Genomic DNA, 19,458 nt, shown 5'->3' on the forward strand with positions numbered 1-19,458 from the left:
AAACTCCGAGCTTTTAAACTGTAAATTTCAACCTTTTAGCCAAAATTATCGATAGATTTTCTCCACTATTGATACTTACGGGTGCATTTTCTCAAATTTACAGACGAAATTTCGCCTTCATGAACTTTTAGTTTCTACCTTTGAAAGAATTGAGCCATTCTTGAACTTGTTCGCGGGCAATATCACGACCTCCCAAGCCAAAAGCTAGGGCAATAGCAACAGCGATCGCACCTAATAAAAGTCCAAAGGCTAAATTCACAATATCACTAGCAACTCCAATTTGTTGCAGTGCCATTGCTGAGACTAAAGTAATGATAGAAATCCGCGCTACTTGTCCTAAAATCTGTGCTTGGCGATCGCCAGAACTGGTAATAATGTTGAAAGCCAGATTTGCCAAAAATAAACCAATGGCGAATATTACCAAACCCGCCAAAATCCGCCCGAATATAACCAAAATACCAGACACTAATGCTGTCAGGGCTGGAATATTCAGGATATTTACCGCCGCTACCGTTGCAAATAGCATAATACCCACTAAGGTAACAATGCCTGCAACTTCTGACGGTGTACGGGTGGGAATTGGAGGGGGTGTTGGTTCTGTTGATTCCGTGGAAATGACAATTCGCCTAGTAGGTGTTGTCAGACCCAATACAGTGAAAATGTTATTAAAGCCTAAATTAGTCAGGATACTTGTAACTAAATCTGCTACAAATTGTCCCAAGAAATAGGCAATAATCAAAATTGCTATAGCTGTAAAGATTGCAGGTACAGCGTTGAGAACCTGTTGCAGCATAGCGATCGCAGGCACTGATATTGCTGCAATTTGTAAAGCATCAAGGGCTGCGATCGCCACAGGAATCAAAATCAAAATATAGACAATCGTACCGAGAATACTCGATAAAGATTGCACTCCCGCAGCCGTAGATAATCCAAATCGACTACCTAAACCATCAATACCAGCACTTGCTAGCAAGTTTGTCACAATCCGCCGCACCACATTAGCTATAAACCAGCCAACTGCCGCAATTAGCACCGCTGCTAAAATGTTTGGCAGAATTACCAGAATCTTTGTAATTAAAGCTTGTACTGGTTGTAAAGCTTCCCTGAGTCCGAGAGTATCCAGAATCGGAGCGAGAAACAGTAAAAATATAAACCAATACAAAGCATTCCCAATGGTTTCACTGAGAGACAATTGATTAAGACTGGGCACACTATCTGCGGGTTCTGGATTCAAACGCTCATCTAGGTTAAATGTCCTCACTAAACGTATAGTAACAATTTTGACAATAGTGGCTAATACCCAGGCAGTTGCTAAAAGGATTCCAGCACCAACTAACTTTGGCAAAAAGCCAATAAGTTGCTCAAGAAAACTATTCAGCGGTCGAGATGCGATCTCTAGATTCAGTGTTTGTAGAACAGCTACCGCAGTCAGTAAGATAATGCTCCAAAAAACCAAATCGGAGATTAACTTCTCCACCTGAGGAACATCCTGACGACCTGTTATGCCTGCTGCAATCCTGTTATCTATGTTTGTGCGGTTGAGGATTTTTTGTATTACTGTGGCTGCGATCGCTGCAATTAGCCAACCTACAAACAAAATTACCACAGCCCCCAGCACACGGGGCATAAACAGAATCAACTGTTCAACAATTCCTTGCACATTAGCGACACCTTCGTTTACTGCTGTTTGACCTGTTTGCAGACTCGGCGATTGTGCCAAAAATTGCTGTCCCCTTATTGATAAACCAATATCTATCAACTGGGTTATTCCTTGCCAAGTTGTGTTCATGGTTTTCCAGTATTAAGCTTTTAATTCACCAAAAACACTTGAAATACTTATCCGGTGGCTTGATTTGAACTAGGGACTGGGGACTAGGTACTGGGAAAATAAGTATGTTGATTTATATCTGAACCAAACCTGACAGTAGTTTTCATGTATTTCAACCACATTTGTAGTAGGGATTACTATACCCCTACAGCAGGGTCTATTTACTGAAAATTACCGTCAAATAATTTCTTCGCCAGTACCCACTACCCAGCCCCATAGCGCCCACTCCTCCCCAACTCCTTGTACTGAAATTGGGACGAAATCGGCGTCACCTGTTGCATAATTCTGCATCCCAGTAAGTTTACTAGTGTTTTGCCTATCAATTTACCAGCAAATTACCTGTAAACTCACTGTCTGTTTGATATAGTCAAGATTTTTTCGTTTTATCAAAAAAAATGTCAAAAACTGAGTCGGGAGACAAGGGAGATGAGGGAGTGAGGCAGAAGAATCATAACTAATGCCCATGCCCCATGCCCAATGCCCCATTTTGCGTTACCCTAATTGCAGCAACAGCTTAAAAGATCTGGAATGTCCCAAGTACTGGAACAATCGATTCAAATTAACGCTACAGCCACGGTAGTCGAACGCTGTATTACCGATTTAGCACTTATGCACCGTTGGCTGAATCCTGTCCTTCGTTGCGAACCTGTGGGCGAAGTCTGGAGTACCGATTTAGGCAGTCAAAGTCGTTTTATCATTCAAATTCCTCTACTTCAACCAACTTTGAAAAGCGTAGTTGTGGAACGACAACCGGGTTTGGTAGTCTGGAAATTTGAGGGATTTTTTCAAGGACGCGATCGCTGGGAATGTCAACCAACACAAAAAGGAACACTCCTGCTCAACCGCTTTGAGTTCGATATTCCTAACCCCTTAGTAAGTTGGGGTTTCAAAACCTTTGCCGCATCTTGGACAAAACAAGACATGGAAGCCCAGCTGCGCCGACTCAAACGAGTCGCAGAAGAACAAAAATAGAATTGGGCAGAGGGGCAGGGGGGCAGGGGAGCAGAGGAGAAGTTAGAGTAAGTCTTTCCCCTTGTCCCCCTGTCCCCTTGTCCTCTTCCCGTGCCCTATCCATCTTTTCCCAACTCAGCCAGTAGCCGCCTAATTACGGGTGCATCCTTGGCATCAGGAACTTTTACTAGATAAGTTTGTAAGTCGTTCAGGGCTTGGGGATAGTGGCCTAGTTGATAATAGATCAAACCGCGATCGCGCAATTCTAAAGTTAAATCAGGAAACAGCAGTAAAATTCGTTCAACTGCTCCTAGTGTTTTTTCTAACTTTTGTTGTCTCAGATAAATAAATTTTAAATTTGTTAGCATCCTTGCCAAAAATTGCCGATGACTTATCACAGCTAAAAATTCTGGTTGTAGCGTCATCGGCTGCTGATAAAGTTGAGATAGTCTTTCTTGGCAATCTTGGGCAAATATTATTTCACCACCATTGAAAGCATCGACAAAAATTTCCATATCTTGAACATCGGGGCGGATCAGAAAATGTCCTGGCATTCCTATACCCACCATCGGAAAATCAATCCGTCGCGCAATTTCTAAGTAAACTAACGCCAAAGTAATGGGAATACCCAATCGTCTGTCAATTACATCATTCAAATAACTATTGCGTGGGTCGTAGTAGTCAATTTTATTACCAGAAAATCCTAAATCATCGTAGATATATTGATTAATAGTTTGAATCATCCGCAGAGGATATCGCTGTTGGGGTAGGCGTTCTTGCAACTCCCATGCCATTGTGTCAAGAGCATTGAGATATTCTTCTGGATCTAAGTCTGGATATTCCTCTTGGGCAATATATAAAGCTGCTTTTGCTAAATCAATCTCCTCGTCAGACTGCTGAATCTCCTGATAAAAATATTGTCGCGCTAACGAGAAATTCATAAGCTATTGCTCGGTGGAGGTGTGAGGATAAAGCGAAAGTGGCTTGGCTGAACTAAAAACAGTTTCTTGAAAAGTTATGTTCGCCAAAAGCCAGCTGCTGGGACTTTCCGCTTTTTGTACATATTTTTATCTTATGAATATTCACGAAATTTGCAAATGTAGTTTATGCATAGATTTCATGAAATCGATCTATCCAAGGTATGAAAATAAGCTAATATAGCTCTTTAGTTATTGACTTAAATACATATTTATAGTATCGAGAATTTGGTTCGCTAATACCAGTAGAAATGTATATTATAAAACCACAATTATATAATTATTGCTTTACCCAATTGCGGAACTTCATTGAGAGCATTTGTATTAACTATTTGAATGAAATGGCATCGTACTGCTCTTTGTGGCGATCGCTACAAAGAGCAGATTTTTTGTATAAGTATTTGATGCCAACTTCACTTTATGGACTGCTGTGTTGGCAATGTCTACGAGGAACTGCACCTACACAAAGCAGGTAATTATTATTTGCTTGTATATAAATTTACTAAAAATTTATATATTACTGCCGTCTCAGCGATCGCCTGACAAAGTAATTTTTTATCTGTCCTTGGGGCAGACAGAAGGCTCCAGAGCAGAGGGCAGAAGGGAAGAAAAAGTTTTAATTTAATTCAATCACAGCCATGTCAATACTGAGTTGGCATGGCAGTTTTAATTCTGATACTTAAAAAAGTTGCAATTTCAAGTATTTTCTGTTCCCTCCAAGCCATTTTTACAAGCGAGGCGAATTTTTGATCCCCAACCTCAGTCTTAAGAATCAATTTATGGCGTAGAGGGGGGGCGTTCAGTGCTAACCTGAAAGATGACATTGCTTAATCTTATGTCTTCAACGACCTTATCTGAAATATAGCTTCAATCATTAGGCGCAGCATGGTCACAACCGCAGAAAAAACAAACATAGGCTACATTACCCAAATCATTGGTCCAGTTGTAGACGTTAAATTTCCCGGCGGGAAATTGCCTCAAATCTACAACGCTTTGACCATCAAAGGCACTAACGAAGCTGGACAGGAAATCAACCTCACTGTTGAAGTACAGCAATTGCTGGGCGACAACCAAGTGCGGACTGTTGCTATGAGTTCCACCGATGGCTTAGTGCGTGGGCTGGAAGTCGTCGATACAGGCGCTCCCATCAGCGTGCCAGTTGGTAAAGCGACCTTGGGTCGGATTTTCAACGTCCTTGGCGAACCCGTGGACAATAGAGGGCCTGTAAATGCTGAGGCCACCTTACCCATCCACCGCTCTGCTCCCAAATTCACTGAGTTGGAAACCAAACCTTCAGTATTTGAAACTGGGATTAAAGTTGTTGACCTCCTGACTCCCTATCGACGCGGCGGTAAGATTGGTCTGTTCGGCGGCGCTGGTGTTGGTAAGACCGTGATCATGATGGAGTTGATCAACAACATCGCTACTCAGCACGGTGGAGTATCTGTTTTTGCTGGTGTGGGCGAACGTACCCGTGAAGGCAATGACCTCTACAACGAAATGATTGAATCTGGGGTTATCAACAAAGACAACCTCAACGAATCGAAGATTGCTCTAGTTTACGGTCAGATGAACGAGCCACCCGGAGCAAGAATGCGGGTTGGTCTGTCGGGATTGACAGTAGCAGAGTACTTCCGCGATGTCAACAAACAAGACGTGTTGCTGTTTATTGACAACATCTTCCGGTTTGTGCAAGCAGGTTCAGAAGTATCAGCCCTCCTTGGTCGGATGCCTTCAGCGGTAGGATATCAGCCCACATTGGGTACTGACGTGGGCGAACTGCAAGAGCGGATTACCTCCACTACAGAGGGTTCCATTACCTCAATTCAAGCGGTGTACGTACCTGCGGACGACCTCACCGACCCCGCGCCTGCAACTACCTTCGCTCACTTGGACGGAACAACAGTACTGTCTCGCGGTTTGGCAGCTAAGGGAATTTATCCAGCGGTAGATCCCCTGGGTTCAACTTCCACCATGCTACAGCCCAACATTGTAGGTGACGAACACTACAATACTGCCCGCGCTGTGCAATCAACTCTGCAACGTTATAAAGAACTGCAAGACATTATTGCTATTCTTGGTCTAGATGAATTGTCTGAAGAAGACCGTCTAGTAGTAGCACGGGCGCGGAAAGTTGAGCGCTTCTTGTCTCAGCCGTTCTTTGTGGCAGAAGTATTCACCGGTTCTCCTGGTAAATACGTGAAGTTGGAAGACACCATTAAAGGATTCCAAAAGATTCTGTCTGGTGAGTTGGATGACCTGCCAGAACAGGCTTTCTACTTGGTGGGCGATATTAACGAAGCGATCGCCAAAGCTCAAAAAATCAAAGGTTAGTCATTAGTCATTAGTCATTAGTCATTAGTGCAAATTCTAATGACTAATGGCAATTGCAAAAGACAACGGACAAAGGACAAAAGACAAATGACATTAACCGTTCGTGTAATTTCCCCAGATAAAACAGTCTGGGATGCCCCAGCGGAAGAAGTAGTTTTGCCTAGCACTACCGGTCAGTTAGGTATTTTAACTGGACACGCGCCTCTGTTAACCGCCCTGGATACAGGTGTGATGCGAGTCCGTGCCGCTAAAAATCAAAGTTGGCAAGCGATCGCTCTTTTGGGTGGCTTTGCCGAAGTAGAAGAGAATGAAGTCACAATTCTCGTTAACGGTGCTGAGCGTGGTGACAAAATTAACCTTGAAGAAGCCCGTGCTGCTTATAACCAAGCAGAAGCTCGTCTTAGTCAAGTGTCAGCAGACGATCGCCAAGCACAAATCCAAGCAAATCAAGCCTTCAAACGTGCCCGCGCTCGTTTTCAAGCTGCTGGCGGTTTAGTCTAACAATTTTGGATTTTAGATTTGTTCCAAAATCCAAAATAATAAAAAACAAAGACGCAAAAGCTCTTTTACTGCTTCTGCGTCTTTTGTGCATGAAATGTTTTCACTACTTATGTAAAGCGAGAGACGCGATGAATCGCCGTCTCTACAATGTTGATTACACCATCTCTGAGGACGCTTGTACCACGGGTTGCGGCTGCGGCTGAAACATGAACAACGAATACACTACATCTCGGCGAATATTCACCATCATATCCAAGAACAGCTCGTAGCCTTCGCTCTTGTATTCAATCAATGGGTCTTTTTGACCATAACCGCGTAATCCCACCGATTCACGCAAAGCATCCATTTGTTGCAGGTGTTCTCGCCACAGAGTATCGATGCGTTGCAGGATAAAGAAACGTTCCGCTTGACGCATGAGTCCTGGTTGAACTTGGTCAATTTGTGCTTCCTTGAGGTCGTAAGCAATTCGTACCTGTTCGTGGAGGAAGGCTTTAATCTCAGTCACAGACATATCTTCTAGTTGACTAGCCTGCAAATCCGATAACAAGTAGACGAATTCTTTGACTTTCTCAACTAACTTTTCTAACTCCCACTCTTCGGAAGGTAAGTCTATGTTGATGTAATAGTCAACGATGTCATCCATCGTTTTTTCAGCGTACTTGATTACCTGTTCTTTCAAGTCTTGACCTTCTAACACCCGACGGCGTTCGGCGTAAATAGCACGACGTTGATTATTCATCACCTCGTCATACTCAAACACCTGCTTGCGGATGTCATAGTAGTAGGTTTCGACTTTTTTCTGTGCGCCTTCCAAGCTGCGAGTTAGCATCCCCGATTCGATGGGCATATCGTCTTCGACGTTGAAGGCTTCCATTAAACCAGCAACACGTTCGCCACCAAAAATCCGCAGTAAGTTATCTTCTAAGCTGAGGAAGAATCTTGTGGTTCCGGGGTCGCCTTGTCTACCGGCGCGTCCCCGCAGCTGGTTATCAATCCGCCGCGATTCGTGGCGTTCTGTACCAATGACGTGCAAGCCACCGAGTTCTACTACTTCATTATGTTCTCGCTCGGTGAATTGTTCGTACTCCTGCTTCACGCGTTTATAAGCTTCCCGCAATTTCTGAATTACAGGGTCATCGATGGGAGCTTTTTCGGCGGCTACAGCTACCTTTTCTTCAGCTTCGAGTTCCGGTAAACTGCGATCGCCATACTCCCGCACTGCAACTTCTACTGCGTCTTTAAGGAGCTGTTCTGTTTCTTTTGTCAACTGGGTGGGGAAAATTTCTGGTGAAGCCCGCCAAGTTTTAACTTTCTTGCCAGGGACAAAACCTTGACCGCCGCCATGTCCTGTAGGCAATCCCGCAGGTCTTTGAACGCCAAAGGCATCTTCATCTTCTGGCATCACAATGCGGGGCATGAAATATTCCCGCAGCTTCAGACGCGCCATGTATTCGGAGTTCCCACCAAGGATAATATCTGTACCTCTTCCCGCCATGTTCGTCGCAATGGTCACAGCACCTCTGCGCCCTGCCTGGGCGACGATTTCTGCTTCCCGTTCCACGTTTTCCGGTCGGGCATTGAGTAATTCGTGGGGAATTTCTAGCTGTTTGAGTAATCTACTGAGATACTCAGACTTTTCTACACTCGTGGTTCCTACTAGTACTGGCCTACCGAGTTCGTGCATTTCGGCACATTCTCTGGCGATCGCTCCCCACTTGCCTGTTTCTTTCTTAAAGACCATATCAGACAAGTCTTGGCGTCTTCTTTCACGGTTAGTAGGAATTACTGTAACTTCAAGTTTGTAAATTTTTTCAAACTCTGGTTCTTCAGTTTTTGCCGTTCCTGTCATTCCACCCAATTTAGGATACAGCAAGAACAAGTTTTGATAAGTAATTGTCGCTAGAGTTTGAGTTTCTGGCTGAATTTCTACATGTTCTTTGGCTTCAATGGCCTGGTGTAGTCCATCACTCCAACGCCGTCCGGGTAGTACCCGACCGGTAAATTCATCCACAATCACCACTTCTCCATTGCGGACAATGTAGGTTGTGTCTTTGAGAAAAAGTTCTTTGGCTTTGATGGCATTAAAAACAAAGTGCGCCCAAGGATCTTCTGGGTCAAATAAATCTGTTACTCCCAAAAGATTTTCTGCTTCTGCAAATCCTTCATCTGTCAATAAGACGTTACGGGCTTTTTCATCTACCTCGTAATGCTCATCTTTTTTAAGAGTCAGTGCTATTTCAGCAGCTTGCAGATATTTTTCTGTAGGTCTTTCCACCTGTCCTGAAATAATCAGGGGTGTCCGCGCCTCATCAATTAAAATCGAATCTACCTCGTCAATGACGCAGTAATTAAACGGGCGTTGTACCACATCTTTCATATCTGTGGCCATGTTGTCCCGCAGATAGTCAAAGCCGACTTCACTGTTCGTCACATAAGTGATATCACAGTTATAGTTTTTCTGGCGTTCAGTGGGAGTCATGCTTGCCTGAATTAGCCCCACACTCAACCCCAAGAAGCGATGCACCTGTCCCATCCACTCAGCGTCCCGACGAGCCAGGTAATCGTTCACAGTAATAACGTGTACACCTTTACCAGTAAGGGCATTCAAATAACTTGGCAAGGTGGCTACTAATGTTTTACCCTCACCCGTTTTCATTTCAGCAATTTGCCCTACGTGCAAAATGATACCGCCAAGTAGTTGGACATCAAAATGCCGTAAGCCTAAGACTCGGCGTCCTGCTTCTCGGACAACGGCGTAAGCTTCTGGCAAAATATCATCCAGAGCTTCGCCTTTTGCGAGTCTTTGTTTAAATTCTGCGGTTTTACCTTTTAACTCCTCGTCAGAAAGAGTATTAATTTCTTCCTCTAAAAGGTTAATTTCAGTAACGTAAGGTTGGTACTTTTTCAGCTTACGAGCGTTGGGATCGCCCAACAAAAGTTTTAGCATGGCAGGTTATCGAACTGAATCAAGGGGGATGGCAATTAAAGATTTGGCATTGATTATAAACATTTAACCCACTCAACAGTCTTAGTTGTGGATGGGTATAAAATGAGAATTCGCTCAAAAACAGGAGAAAAACTAGTCAATCAGTTTCTTAAATGATTGGTTTTAACTCTTATCTTATATTTACTCTTTCTTCATAGTATCATTTTGCCTCCAGATGGGGCCAAGGCATGGGGCATTGGGCATGAGGGAAGCAGGAGGTGTGGGAGGTGTGGGAGGTGTGGAAGGTGTGGGAGGTGTGGGAGGTGTGGGAGGTGTGGGAGGTGTGGGAGGTGTGGGAGGATGGTGAAAAAATCTTTCTCCCCTCTCTCCCCACACTCCCCACACTTCCCCATCTCCCTTCATCCCCCTCATTTCTCCCACTCTGGGCTAAGGCGGCGGAAATTGTAGTCGCTAGCACTGGGATGACAACTCACGCAGCTACCAATTTCGAGAGGACGTGGTAGCTTAACACCAGGATGCAAAGCTTTGAAATAACGGGAATTATTCAGGCGATAGGGTATTTCTTCGTCGTTGAGTTTGACGCGGGAGAAAGTCGAAAGATATTTCCACACTAGAATGCGGGGCGGATCGACTAAAGGCTTGAGTTGTGCGCCGTAGTGCTGGGAGTCTTCTAGAAGATTTTTCCAAGTTTGGGTGGGAAAAATGCCTGGTGGTAAGGCGATGTGGCATGTGGAGCAATTTTCTAAATACAGTTCTTGTCCTAGTTGATATTGTGGAGGTATGACATCAACTGTGCCAATTTCGGCTGGAGGAGTGGCACTTTGGGCGTTAGTTACCAATGCTAAAAGCCAGCCCATAGCTAGACTCCAGGTGATAATTACCAAGAGTAAACCGAAAAATTGGCGTTTGAATTCGCGATCGGCGCTTTGTCGTAGCACTTGACTATCGCTAAAGGGCGATCGCTTTTCGCCATCACGAGATTTCCGCTTAACAAAAATTGACATTCCTCACATTCCCAGATTTTTAGAAGTGGCGCTTGTGTTAATCATAGGACTTACGGAGTATTAGAAGTGTTTCAAATTACGTCTAAGTAGTTTTGCTCAGGAATAAATATAGCGATCGCATTTCCAGGGTACATCAAATTTAATATAAATATTTTTACAGCATACTACTGCTGATTATCCCAGAAAAAATCTCTTGGCAGTTTTAACCTGACTCACTAGAAAAATCAGCCAAAATATCTATAATTTCATTTACACCAATATCTTCTCTGTCAGACTTGGAATAAATCGTTAATAGCAAAATACTTGTAGTTGACTCAACTTGATAAATCAATCGATAACCAGCACTTTTACCTTTTTGGATATTACTATTGCGAACTCTCACCTTATAAACAACATACTCTTCACCAATGCCAGCAATTCTATCTCCAAGAATATTTCCCTGTTGTAATTGCTCAATAATCGCCTGAACATCAGTGCGAATATTGCGAAATCTCTTGGATAGTCTGTAAAGTTCTTCTTCAAATTCATCAGCAAATCGAATCGAAACCGGATTATTACTCTGCATCAATCCTGTCCCATAGCTCACTAATTGGTCTAGTTTGTCCTGCTTTTGCTTGCTGCAAAGCTCTTCTCAAACTAGCTTTAATCTCTTCAATAGGTGTATCGTCAGGATCAACTTCTTCTACGTTTGTTGCTTCTGGAACCAACACAATTACCCGAACCTGATGAGGATAATTAGTTCCTTGAATCGGCTCATCTAAAATTAAGTTTCCTTGAGAGTCAATTTTGCCAGTAACTTCGATCGCTTTCATCTGTTATCCACCTGAATTTGTAGGATATTTTAACACGGCTAAATCTCAGGAGGTTCGCAAAACCAACAACCAAAATTTCTATCGGGTTTTTAACTAACCAATTCTGTATGAAGATGCGGCTAATTATTTTAGGATATAGCGAATTATCTTTAGAAAACCTCAGCGTACCTTTGCGCCAACCTCAGCGTACCTTTGCGTTGAAAAAAGTTACAAAGATATAGCAGTTGCTAGCTACGTTAGGACATAAAACGATGGTTAAATCCCAACACCAATGGACTTTAAGCCTATTGCCTGCTATATCTGTAAAATTATTTTTAAGGAATAGGAACTGAGCGCAATAATCGCTCAACAACAGTTCTAGCGTTGCGTCCTCCTCTGGGAATGAGGCGATGGCAAATAACATAAGGTACGAGAAATTTCACATCATCGGGAATAGCATAATCACGCCCTAATAGAAAAGCTAGTGCTTGGGCAGCTCGTTGTAATGCTACGGTGCCACGTGGACTGACGCCAAGGGCGATTTCCTCATCTTGGCGTGTCGCCCGCACTAATTCGAGGATGTACTGTTGCAAGGAGGTTGCCACTTTGACTTGAGAACAGAGGTAACGCAATTCCTGTACTTCTGCCAAAGTAATACAAGGCTGCAAATCAGCTACCTTGACGCCATTTTGGAGATTTTGCAGCATCTGGAGTTCTTCTGATTCGGAAGGATAGCCCAAACTCAAGGACAGCATAAACCTGTCCATTTGCGCTTCCGGCAGAGGAAAAGTACCTTGATACTCGATAGGGTTTTGAGTAGCGATGACAAAAAACGGTTGGGGAACTGCACGAGAGACACCATCGACTGTTACTTGATGTTCTTCCATAACTTCCAGCAAAGCCGACTGAGTGCGGGGTGTAGCGCGGTTGATTTCGTCAGCAAGTACCACATTAGCAAAGACTGGCCCAGGAAGAAAAGTAAATTCACCGCTTTTTGGGTTCCAGATGTTCGTACCAGTGATGTCAGTTGGCAATAAATCGGGAGTGCATTGTAACCGTTGAAACTTGCCATCAACTGAACGAGCTAGAGATTTAGCAAGCAGGGTTTTACCAACGCCAGGGACATCTTCTAAAAGGGCATGACCGCCACCTAACAGCGCTACTAGCACTAAGCGTATTGCCTCACTTTTACCAACAATGGTAAGAGTCAGATTTTGTGTTAAAGCGTCAATTTTTTCTCTCATGGAGTGTGGGGAATGGTGAATGGGGCATCGGGCATAGCGAATAGGAAATGAGAAGTGGGCAAGATAAGGGAGTGGAAGAGATGAATTAATAACCCATGCCCAATGCCCAATGCCCTATGCCCTATGTCCAATGCCCTATCTATTGTTCCCACTCAACACTCAGAACTTGTCTAGCTGCTATGCAGTCGAGTTGAATTTGTGTTTTCAGGGCTTCGAGAGAGGGAAATTTTTGTTCGGGACGTAAAAATTTGACTAGTTCTACAGCCAGTTTTTTACCATACAAATCACCAGACCAATCGAACAAGTGTACTTCCACAGTTGCACAAACACCGTTGACAGTTGGGCGGTTACCGATATTCATGACGCCTAAGTTCTTACTGGGGGATACATCTGGCGTTTCACTGAGAGTGAAAACTCGCACAGCATAAACTCCTTGGCGGGGTAAAAACTTTTCTTTTGGTAGCTGGAGGTTAGCGGTAGGAAAGCCAATGGTTCTGCCTAGTTGCTGTCCTTGAACGACTAAACCAAGGAGGGTGTAGGGGCGTCCTAGTAAGAGATTTGCATTTTCGATATCCCCGCACTCAAGGGTTTGCCGGATGAATGAAGTGCTAATGCGGGCATCCTGACTTGAAGCATCATTGGTACAACTGCTTTGGGTAGGTGAGTCACCTGTATAAGTTTGTAAGGGAACGATGGTGACAGGAATATTGTATTTGGCGGCAAAGAATTGCAAATCTTTAGCAGTACCACTGCGTTTTTTGCCAAAACAAAAATCTTCCCCAATACTAATTCGCTGGCATTGGAGTTGTTGGACGAGAATTTTTTCGACAAATTCTTCAGGTGTCAAAGCAGATAATTCTTTGTCGAAGGGTAATAATACCAGTTGTTCTACTCCAAGCGATCGCAATTGCTGGACTTTTTCATCGAGTGGTGTTAGCAAAGTCCGGGGTTGCCCCGTAAAAAATTCCTGTGGGTGGGGATGAAAGGTGACAACTGTCGAGTAAATATATTGTTGATTTGCCAGTTGTTCATTTTCATTAGACTGTGGACTACCAGCTACCAACAACTGACCACCAGCGTGCAATACTGGCTCAATTACCTTTTGATGACCAAGATGTACGCCATCAAATTTGCCAAGTGCAACAGCAGTCGGCGTTAGTAGCCCTTCGCTGGAAGAAGCAACCCACACAGAACACCCATTTTGAGACAAATTTAGCACGTGGATTTTGAGATTTTAGGTTTATTTTAGCTATCAGTCATCAGTCATTGGTCATTGATCGTTAGTGAATAACCAATGCCCTATGCCCTGTTTGGCCAATGACCAATTTATAGCCAACAGGTACGCTCTCACGCTGAAAGCTTCTGATCGCCAATCTAATCTAAAATCTACTATTGCTGCAATCGCAACCTTTACACAGAAAATTTGCTAACAGGAAAAGATTCTGATAAGGAAGCTGAGGTGGAAACTTGAAGTACGATTCCTTCCCGTGCCATGATAGCACCAGGGAATTTCGCAGCTGCTTGTTTTCCTACACGATCCAAAAAGTCATCATTGTGGGCTGGGTCGTGGTGATAAATCACCAAGGTTTTGACATTAGCTGCTTGTGCCACTTTCACAGCTTCTTGCCAGGTTGAATGTCCCCAGCCGATTTTCGGGGATGTTGGTGAGTGATATTCTTCGTCAGTGTAAGTGGAATCGTAAATTAGAATGTCGGCATTACGAGCTAGCCAAAGCACATTGTCGTCGAGTCGGTCGGGAAAATGTTCGGTATCAGTAATATAAACAGCAGCACCATCGCGCCAGTTGACGCGGTAGCCTACAGCTTCACCTGGGTGATTTAAAGGTGCTGTTTCCACGGTAATATCATCGATATCTATTGGTTGCCCCGGTCGAATGTCGTGGAAACTTAAATTGGCCTGCATGATTTGTAAAGGCACGGGAAAATTCGGGTGGAGCATTTGGTCGTTGAGGCGCTGTTCTATGGTAGAACCATCAGGAGCGATCGCGCCGTAAATATGAAAGTTATTCCCCCTCACAAACCCTGGAACAAAGAAGGGAAAACCTTGCATGTGATCCCAGTGGGAGTGGGTGAAAAATATATGAGCTTCTAACGGCATCTGGCGCAATAAAGATTGCCCCAATACATGTAGTCCCGTGCCACCATCGAAAATTAAGCGTTTACCGCCCACTTGCATCTCAACGCAAGGGGTATTACCGCCGTAGCGAACGGTGTGTGGCCCTGGACTGGGGATGCTGCCGCGAACCCCCCAAAATTGCACGGTAAATTGATTCTCTATCCTAGACATGGGTGTTGCTTGCTGGACTGAGCGGGCGATAAATGAAAAAATTGTTACGTGTTTGGTTTGAGTTTATGCTGTCTGGCCGAATTTGTTAGGGAGACGATAAAAGGGAATATTTCTTGGTAAAACAGCATACCCTGTTTCCGGCGGATTGTGTAAATATCGATGAGGTACTCTAAGCTATCATTTTTAACTTTTTCAGATGTATGTGTATCCGTTATCTCTAGGGTGCCCCTAAGTTATAGCCTACATTTTCATGTGATGCATTTAATTAATTCCAATTCTTTCCTAATAATTCAATGATTCAGGGAAATTTGAATTCCCATTGAGATAATTTATCTAATCCAGTTGCGTAGGTAAGATTGTACTGCAAGGGAGTTATACTGATGTAGTTATTACGGACAACATGCACGTCTATCGGTACATTTTGCGGTAAATTTAACCCCATTGGCGGTTCAACATCTTCAATCACTTCTCCAGTTAACCAGTAGTAAGTTTTTCCACGAGGATCGACTCGTTTATCGAATACATCTATGTAACGCCGTACTCCTTGACGGCTGAGAGTCACGCCAGCTATTTCTTCCCACTCAACAGCAGGAATATTGACATTAAGCAACATCAAATCTGGTAGTGGTTTTTGGGCTAACTGGTCTAAGAGAATTTTGGCAAACTTAGCAGCAGGTTGAAAGTTTTTTGAGGTATGACTGGTAAGACTCATCGCTACACTGGGAATGCCTTCAATTAAACCTTCCATTGCCGCAGAAACAGTACCAGAATATAAAATTTCAGTTCCCAAATTGGCACCTTGATTGATGCCAGAGAGAACAAAATCCGGGGGAGTATCTAGCAAAGCCCACAGTGCCAATTTGACGCAATCTGAAGGCGTACCATCGCAAGCCCAAGCTTTTACAGCCGGATCGAAAAATGACTCCACAATTTCGGCGCGAATTGGCTGGTGCATAGTTAATCCATGCCCAGTTGCCGATCGCTCTCGGTCTGGGCAAACTACTGTCACATCATGACCAGCTTGTGCTAAATAGTTAGCTAGGGTACGAATACCCATAGCAGAAATACCATCATCGTTGCTAATTAGTAATTTCATAGGCGTTGGGAATTATTTAGTTATTTGTCATGTGTCATTTATTATTTGTCAATGACACTCGTCACAAGTATTAGCAAAAACAATGTACTCACCTGCCCAATGGCATCTAAACTGGTAAAACAAGCGTAATTCTGACTGTTGCCTTTGGTTTATCGACGGCATCTTCACTAGAATTATTTTGTAAGCAGTCCAGAAGCACTGGACTATAGACTAATGACTATAGGTTAATGACTAATAACTAATGACTAGCAATTTAGAAGCTCAACTTTTAGCACTGCGGCACCAAGGAGAACAAGCGATCGCCGCCGCTGATACCCTAGAACGTCTAGAAGAACTCAGAGTTAGTTATCTGGGCAAGAAAGGGGAACTGGGGGCGCTGTTGCGAAGTATGGGGCAGCTGAGTGCAGAGGAACGACCGATAATTGGGGCGATCGCCAATACAGTCAAAGAGTCCCTGCAAACTAGTCTAGACCAACAACGTGCCGCCTTGGAAGCCGCGCAAATTCGTTCCCAGCTAGAGGCTGAAACTCTTGATGTCAGTATGCCGGGAATTTACCGCCCCCAAGGTCGGATTCATCCCCTGAATGGCATTATTGACCGGGCGTTGGATATCTTTGTCGGTATGGGCTACACCGTGGCTCAAGGGCCAGAGATGGAAACAGATTACTACAATTTCGAGGCGCTTAATACCCCGCCCGACCATCCAGCGCGTGATATGCAGGATACTTTTTACCTGCCAGACGGCAATCTGCTGCGGACTCACACTTCGTCAGTGCAAATTCGCTACATGGAAAGAGAGGAACCACCAATTCGGGTTGTAGCTCCAGGGCGAGTTTATCGGCGAGATAATGTAGATGCCACTCACTCAGCAGTTTTCCATCAAATAGAACTTTTAGCCATTGACGAAGGATTAACTTTTACAGACCTCAAAGGCACAATTAAAATATTTTTACAAGCAATATTTGGCGATTTACCTATTCGCTTCCGCGCCAGTTATTTCCCGTTTACTGAACCTTCGGCTGAAGTCGATTTGCAGTGGAATGGTCGCTGGTTGGAAGTAATGGGCTGCGGTATGGTCGATCCAAATGTACTTAAATCGGTGGGTTATGACCCAGAAGTTTACACTGGATTTGCTGCTGGTTTTGGTGTAGAACGCTTTGCAATGGTATTACATCAAATCGATGATATTCGTCGTTTGTATGCCAGCGATTTGCGATTTTTGCAGCAATTTTAAAGTTTTGGTTTCAAAAAAGTAGGTTTGCGGCCTAAGTTACTAATTGTCTTGAGATTTGAAACTTGGAATTCTACTCACAAAGCCTGTGAAAGCAGGCTTTGGAAATTTTTTTATTTAGCTCCAATGGTTAGCCTTGTTTGCTCTAGCTACTAATAATAAAGTTCAACATGCTCAATTTCGAGGGCGGAAATTACTCACTGGGTTAACTGGCTGAAACGTTCAAATCTAAAAGTATTGGGAGTAAATGATATGGCACTTCAGGAAGAAATTGACAAAATGAGGCAAGAGATCAGAGCTGATAATTATTCAATGTCTATCGGTGAATGGATCAGCCTCTACGAAAACCAGGAAATCGACATACACCCTGAATTTCAAAGGTTTTTTCGTTGGCAGCCCAGTCAAAAAACAAGATTAATAGAATCTATTTTACTTGGTATACCTATTCCCCCGATTTTTGTTTCTCAACGTCAGGATGGTGTTTGGGATGTTGTAGACGGTCTTCAAAGGTTATCTACAATATATGAATTTATTGGCAAACTAAAAGATGAAAACCAAAAAACTTTAGATCCATTGGTTCTTGAAAAAACTAAATATTTGCCCAATCTAGAAGGTAAAAAATGGGAAGATCCGTATGATATACCAAATTCTTTAACACAAGCTCAACGTTTGTTAATCAAAAGAGCAAAGATTGATGCAACTATTCTTTTGAAAGAAAGTGACGAAATTGCAAAGTACGAACTATTTCAAAGATTAAATACTGGTGGTTCAATAGCTACTCCGCAGGAAGTAAGAAACTGCATATTAGTAATGTTTAATAGAGATATGTTTCATTGGATGAAAAGTTTGAGCCAAAATGAAATGTTTAGAGAGTGTATAGCTCTTAGTGAACGACCTATTGAAGAACAATATGATATGGAGTTACTACTAAGGTTTTTAGTATTCCGTACTATTGAAGAAAAAGATATGAGGAAGATAGGTAATGATTTAAGTGGGTTTTTGACTGATAAAATGGTAGAAATGGCAAAGAACGAAAGTTATAATTATCTTGAAGAAGAAGCTGCATTTAACAAAACATTTGAAATTTTGTATGAGCAAATGGGAAGCGATAGTTTTCGGAGATACTCTCCTACTAAAGACAAGTTTTTAGGAGGATTTCTAGTTTCTGCTTATGAAGTAATTGCTTTAGGAATTGGTTATAACTACGAAAATATATCGCACTTATCTTTTGATGTAAAAGAGAGAGTAAAGAAAATTTGGGTAAGTCCTGAATATACAAATTGGTCGGGTTCAGGTACTACTGCACAACGAAGAGTTCCAAAACTAGTTCCCTTTGGTCGTGAAATGTTCCAAGAATGAAAATACGTACTTTAGAGCAGTTAAGTGATAAGCTAGCAGAAGAACTTGCATGGCGAAAGATAGAACTCTCAGCATTGAAAGCCTTAATTGATGCAAAATCATTTTCATCAGGTAAACAAAAAGCATTACTTCGTAGTGGAATTACTATGCTTTATGCCCATTGGGAGGGATTTATTAAAGTAGCAGCTAATAGTTATTTAGAATTTGTTGCAATGCAGAGTCTACCTTACAACCAACTTTCTAAAAATTTTATAGCTTTAGCAATGAAAGATAAATTAGACCAAGCAAGGGAAACAAATAAAGCAACAATATATAGTGAGATTGCTGAATTTTTTATAACGAAGCTTAGTGAACGAAGCATAATTAAATATGAAAATAGAATTACTACATCTAATTTATCATCATCAGTTTTTAGGGAAATAGTATGTACACTTGGTCTAAACTACGGTTTTTATCAATCAAAAGAAGTTTTAATTGATAAAAAATTGCTTGAAAAAAGGAATATGATTGCTCATGGTAACTATCTTGATATAGATGAGCAGCAATACGATGAATTACATACTCAAGTAATACAAATAATGGACGATTTCCGGAATCAAATAGATAACTGTGCAGCTACAAAACATTATTGCCAAAGTCCATCTTTGAATAATCCCTAATATTTATTTTAAACATGTAAGTTAGTATGAACTATAAGTGTAATTGTAGTATATTAGTATTAGGGGATATAAAATATTTTAAATATCATTTAACCCTAATAAAACTCAGTTATATGCAACTATCAATTGTATTAAGATTGAAAGTTATTGGGTGGTCGGTGAATTACACTAACCACCCTTTTGAGACTTTTATTTAACTATTCCTGAATGACCTGGAATAGCTGCCAAA

Annotated in this window: 17 protein-coding genes; 7 read left to right on the forward strand and 10 right to left on the reverse strand. The window is 42.6% G+C overall.

The annotated features are described in order from the left end of the window. Positions 1-127 precede the first annotated feature (127 nt). A complete protein-coding gene (locus H6H03_RS13870; protein ID WP_190955672.1) occupies positions 128-1,789 on the reverse strand; it encodes a mechanosensitive ion channel in 1,662 nt (553 codons plus the stop codon). A 567-nt stretch (positions 1,790-2,356) separates the two neighbouring features. Here H6H03_RS13870 and H6H03_RS13875 point away from each other — a divergent pair. After that, positions 2,357-2,800: an SRPBCC family protein gene (locus H6H03_RS13875; protein WP_190955673.1), complete on the forward strand. Its 444-nt coding sequence runs from the start codon at positions 2,357-2,359 to the stop codon at positions 2,798-2,800. Positions 2,801-2,895: 95 nt separating this feature from the next. Here the strand turns inward: H6H03_RS13875 and H6H03_RS13880 are convergent, their stop codons facing one another. Next, complete coding sequence (locus H6H03_RS13880) at positions 2,896-3,720, reverse strand: SirB1 family protein (RefSeq protein ID WP_190955674.1); 825 nt, start codon at positions 3,718-3,720, stop codon at positions 2,896-2,898. Positions 3,721-4,641: 921 nt separating this feature from the next. On the opposite strand from H6H03_RS13880, the gene atpD reads away from it, so the two are divergent. Both atpD and atpC read left to right on the forward strand, forming a co-directional pair. Then, positions 4,642-6,090, forward strand: a complete 1,449-nt coding sequence (atpD, locus tag H6H03_RS13885; protein ID WP_190955675.1) for a F0F1 ATP synthase subunit beta — start codon at positions 4,642-4,644, stop codon at positions 6,088-6,090. Between the two features lie 87 nt (positions 6,091-6,177). Continuing rightward, the gene (gene atpC, locus H6H03_RS13890) at positions 6,178-6,591 is read left to right on the forward strand and encodes an ATP synthase F1 subunit epsilon (protein WP_190955676.1); all 414 of its coding nucleotides are present in this window, start codon (positions 6,178-6,180) and stop codon (positions 6,589-6,591) included. Positions 6,592-6,745: 154 nt separating this feature from the next. Here atpC and secA read toward each other — a convergent pair whose 3' ends face one another. Then, complete coding sequence (gene secA / locus H6H03_RS13895; protein ID WP_190955677.1) at positions 6,746-9,538, reverse strand: preprotein translocase subunit SecA; 2,793 nt, start codon at positions 9,536-9,538, stop codon at positions 6,746-6,748. A 214-nt stretch (positions 9,539-9,752) separates the two neighbouring features. On the opposite strand from secA, the gene H6H03_RS41295 reads away from it, so the two are divergent. Then, the gene (locus H6H03_RS41295; RefSeq protein WP_277926123.1) at positions 9,753-9,884 is read left to right on the forward strand and encodes a hypothetical protein; all 132 of its coding nucleotides are present in this window, start codon (positions 9,753-9,755) and stop codon (positions 9,882-9,884) included. Positions 9,885-9,945: 61 nt separating this feature from the next. Here the strand turns inward: H6H03_RS41295 and H6H03_RS13900 are convergent, their stop codons facing one another. From H6H03_RS13900 to surE, 7 genes are all read right to left on the reverse strand, one after another. Further along, positions 9,946-10,542 (reverse strand): cytochrome C, encoded by a 597-nt coding sequence (locus H6H03_RS13900; RefSeq protein ID WP_190955678.1) that lies wholly within the window; start codon positions 10,540-10,542, stop codon positions 9,946-9,948. Positions 10,543-10,744: 202 nt separating this feature from the next. Next, positions 10,745-11,107, reverse strand: coding sequence for a type II toxin-antitoxin system RelE/ParE family toxin (locus H6H03_RS13905; RefSeq protein WP_190955679.1), 363 nt, complete (start codon positions 11,105-11,107; stop codon positions 10,745-10,747). Further along, the gene (locus H6H03_RS13910; protein ID WP_190955680.1) at positions 11,097-11,354 is read right to left on the reverse strand and encodes a type II toxin-antitoxin system RelN family antitoxin; all 258 of its coding nucleotides are present in this window, start codon (positions 11,352-11,354) and stop codon (positions 11,097-11,099) included. Before H6H03_RS13910 ends, H6H03_RS13905 begins: the two co-directional genes overlap by 11 nt. Before the next feature lie 314 nt (positions 11,355-11,668). Then, positions 11,669-12,577, reverse strand: a complete 909-nt coding sequence (locus tag H6H03_RS13915; RefSeq protein ID WP_190955681.1) for an AAA family ATPase — start codon at positions 12,575-12,577, stop codon at positions 11,669-11,671. A 139-nt stretch (positions 12,578-12,716) separates the two neighbouring features. Then, the gene (locus H6H03_RS13920; RefSeq protein WP_190955682.1) at positions 12,717-13,796 is read right to left on the reverse strand and encodes a bifunctional riboflavin kinase/FAD synthetase; all 1,080 of its coding nucleotides are present in this window, start codon (positions 13,794-13,796) and stop codon (positions 12,717-12,719) included. Between the two features lie 191 nt (positions 13,797-13,987). Next, a complete protein-coding gene (locus tag H6H03_RS13925; RefSeq protein WP_190955683.1) occupies positions 13,988-14,884 on the reverse strand; it encodes an MBL fold metallo-hydrolase in 897 nt (298 codons plus the stop codon). Positions 14,885-15,182: 298 nt separating this feature from the next. Next, positions 15,183-15,980, reverse strand: coding sequence for a 5'/3'-nucleotidase SurE (surE, locus tag H6H03_RS13930; RefSeq protein WP_190955684.1), 798 nt, complete (start codon positions 15,978-15,980; stop codon positions 15,183-15,185). 241 nt (positions 15,981-16,221) lie between these two features. Between surE and pheS the strand changes: the two genes are divergently transcribed. The 3 genes from pheS (at position 16,222) to H6H03_RS13945 (ending at position 19,229) form a co-directional block, all read left to right on the forward strand. Beyond that, the gene (pheS, locus tag H6H03_RS13935) at positions 16,222-17,214 is read left to right on the forward strand and encodes a phenylalanine--tRNA ligase subunit alpha (RefSeq protein WP_190955685.1); all 993 of its coding nucleotides are present in this window, start codon (positions 16,222-16,224) and stop codon (positions 17,212-17,214) included. A gap of 249 nt (positions 17,215-17,463) precedes the next feature. Further along, positions 17,464-18,570: a DUF262 domain-containing protein gene (locus tag H6H03_RS13940; protein ID WP_190955686.1), complete on the forward strand. Its 1,107-nt coding sequence runs from the start codon at positions 17,464-17,466 to the stop codon at positions 18,568-18,570. Then, positions 18,567-19,229: an MAE_28990/MAE_18760 family HEPN-like nuclease gene (locus tag H6H03_RS13945; protein WP_190955687.1), complete on the forward strand. Its 663-nt coding sequence runs from the start codon at positions 18,567-18,569 to the stop codon at positions 19,227-19,229. The genes H6H03_RS13940 and H6H03_RS13945 overlap by 4 nt, the downstream gene beginning before the upstream one ends. Positions 19,230-19,458 lie beyond the last annotated feature (229 nt).

It is taken from the genome of Nostoc paludosum FACHB-159 (assembly GCF_014698835.1).
Taxonomy (GTDB): domain Bacteria; phylum Cyanobacteriota; class Cyanobacteriia; order Cyanobacteriales; family Nostocaceae; genus Nostoc; species Nostoc paludosum.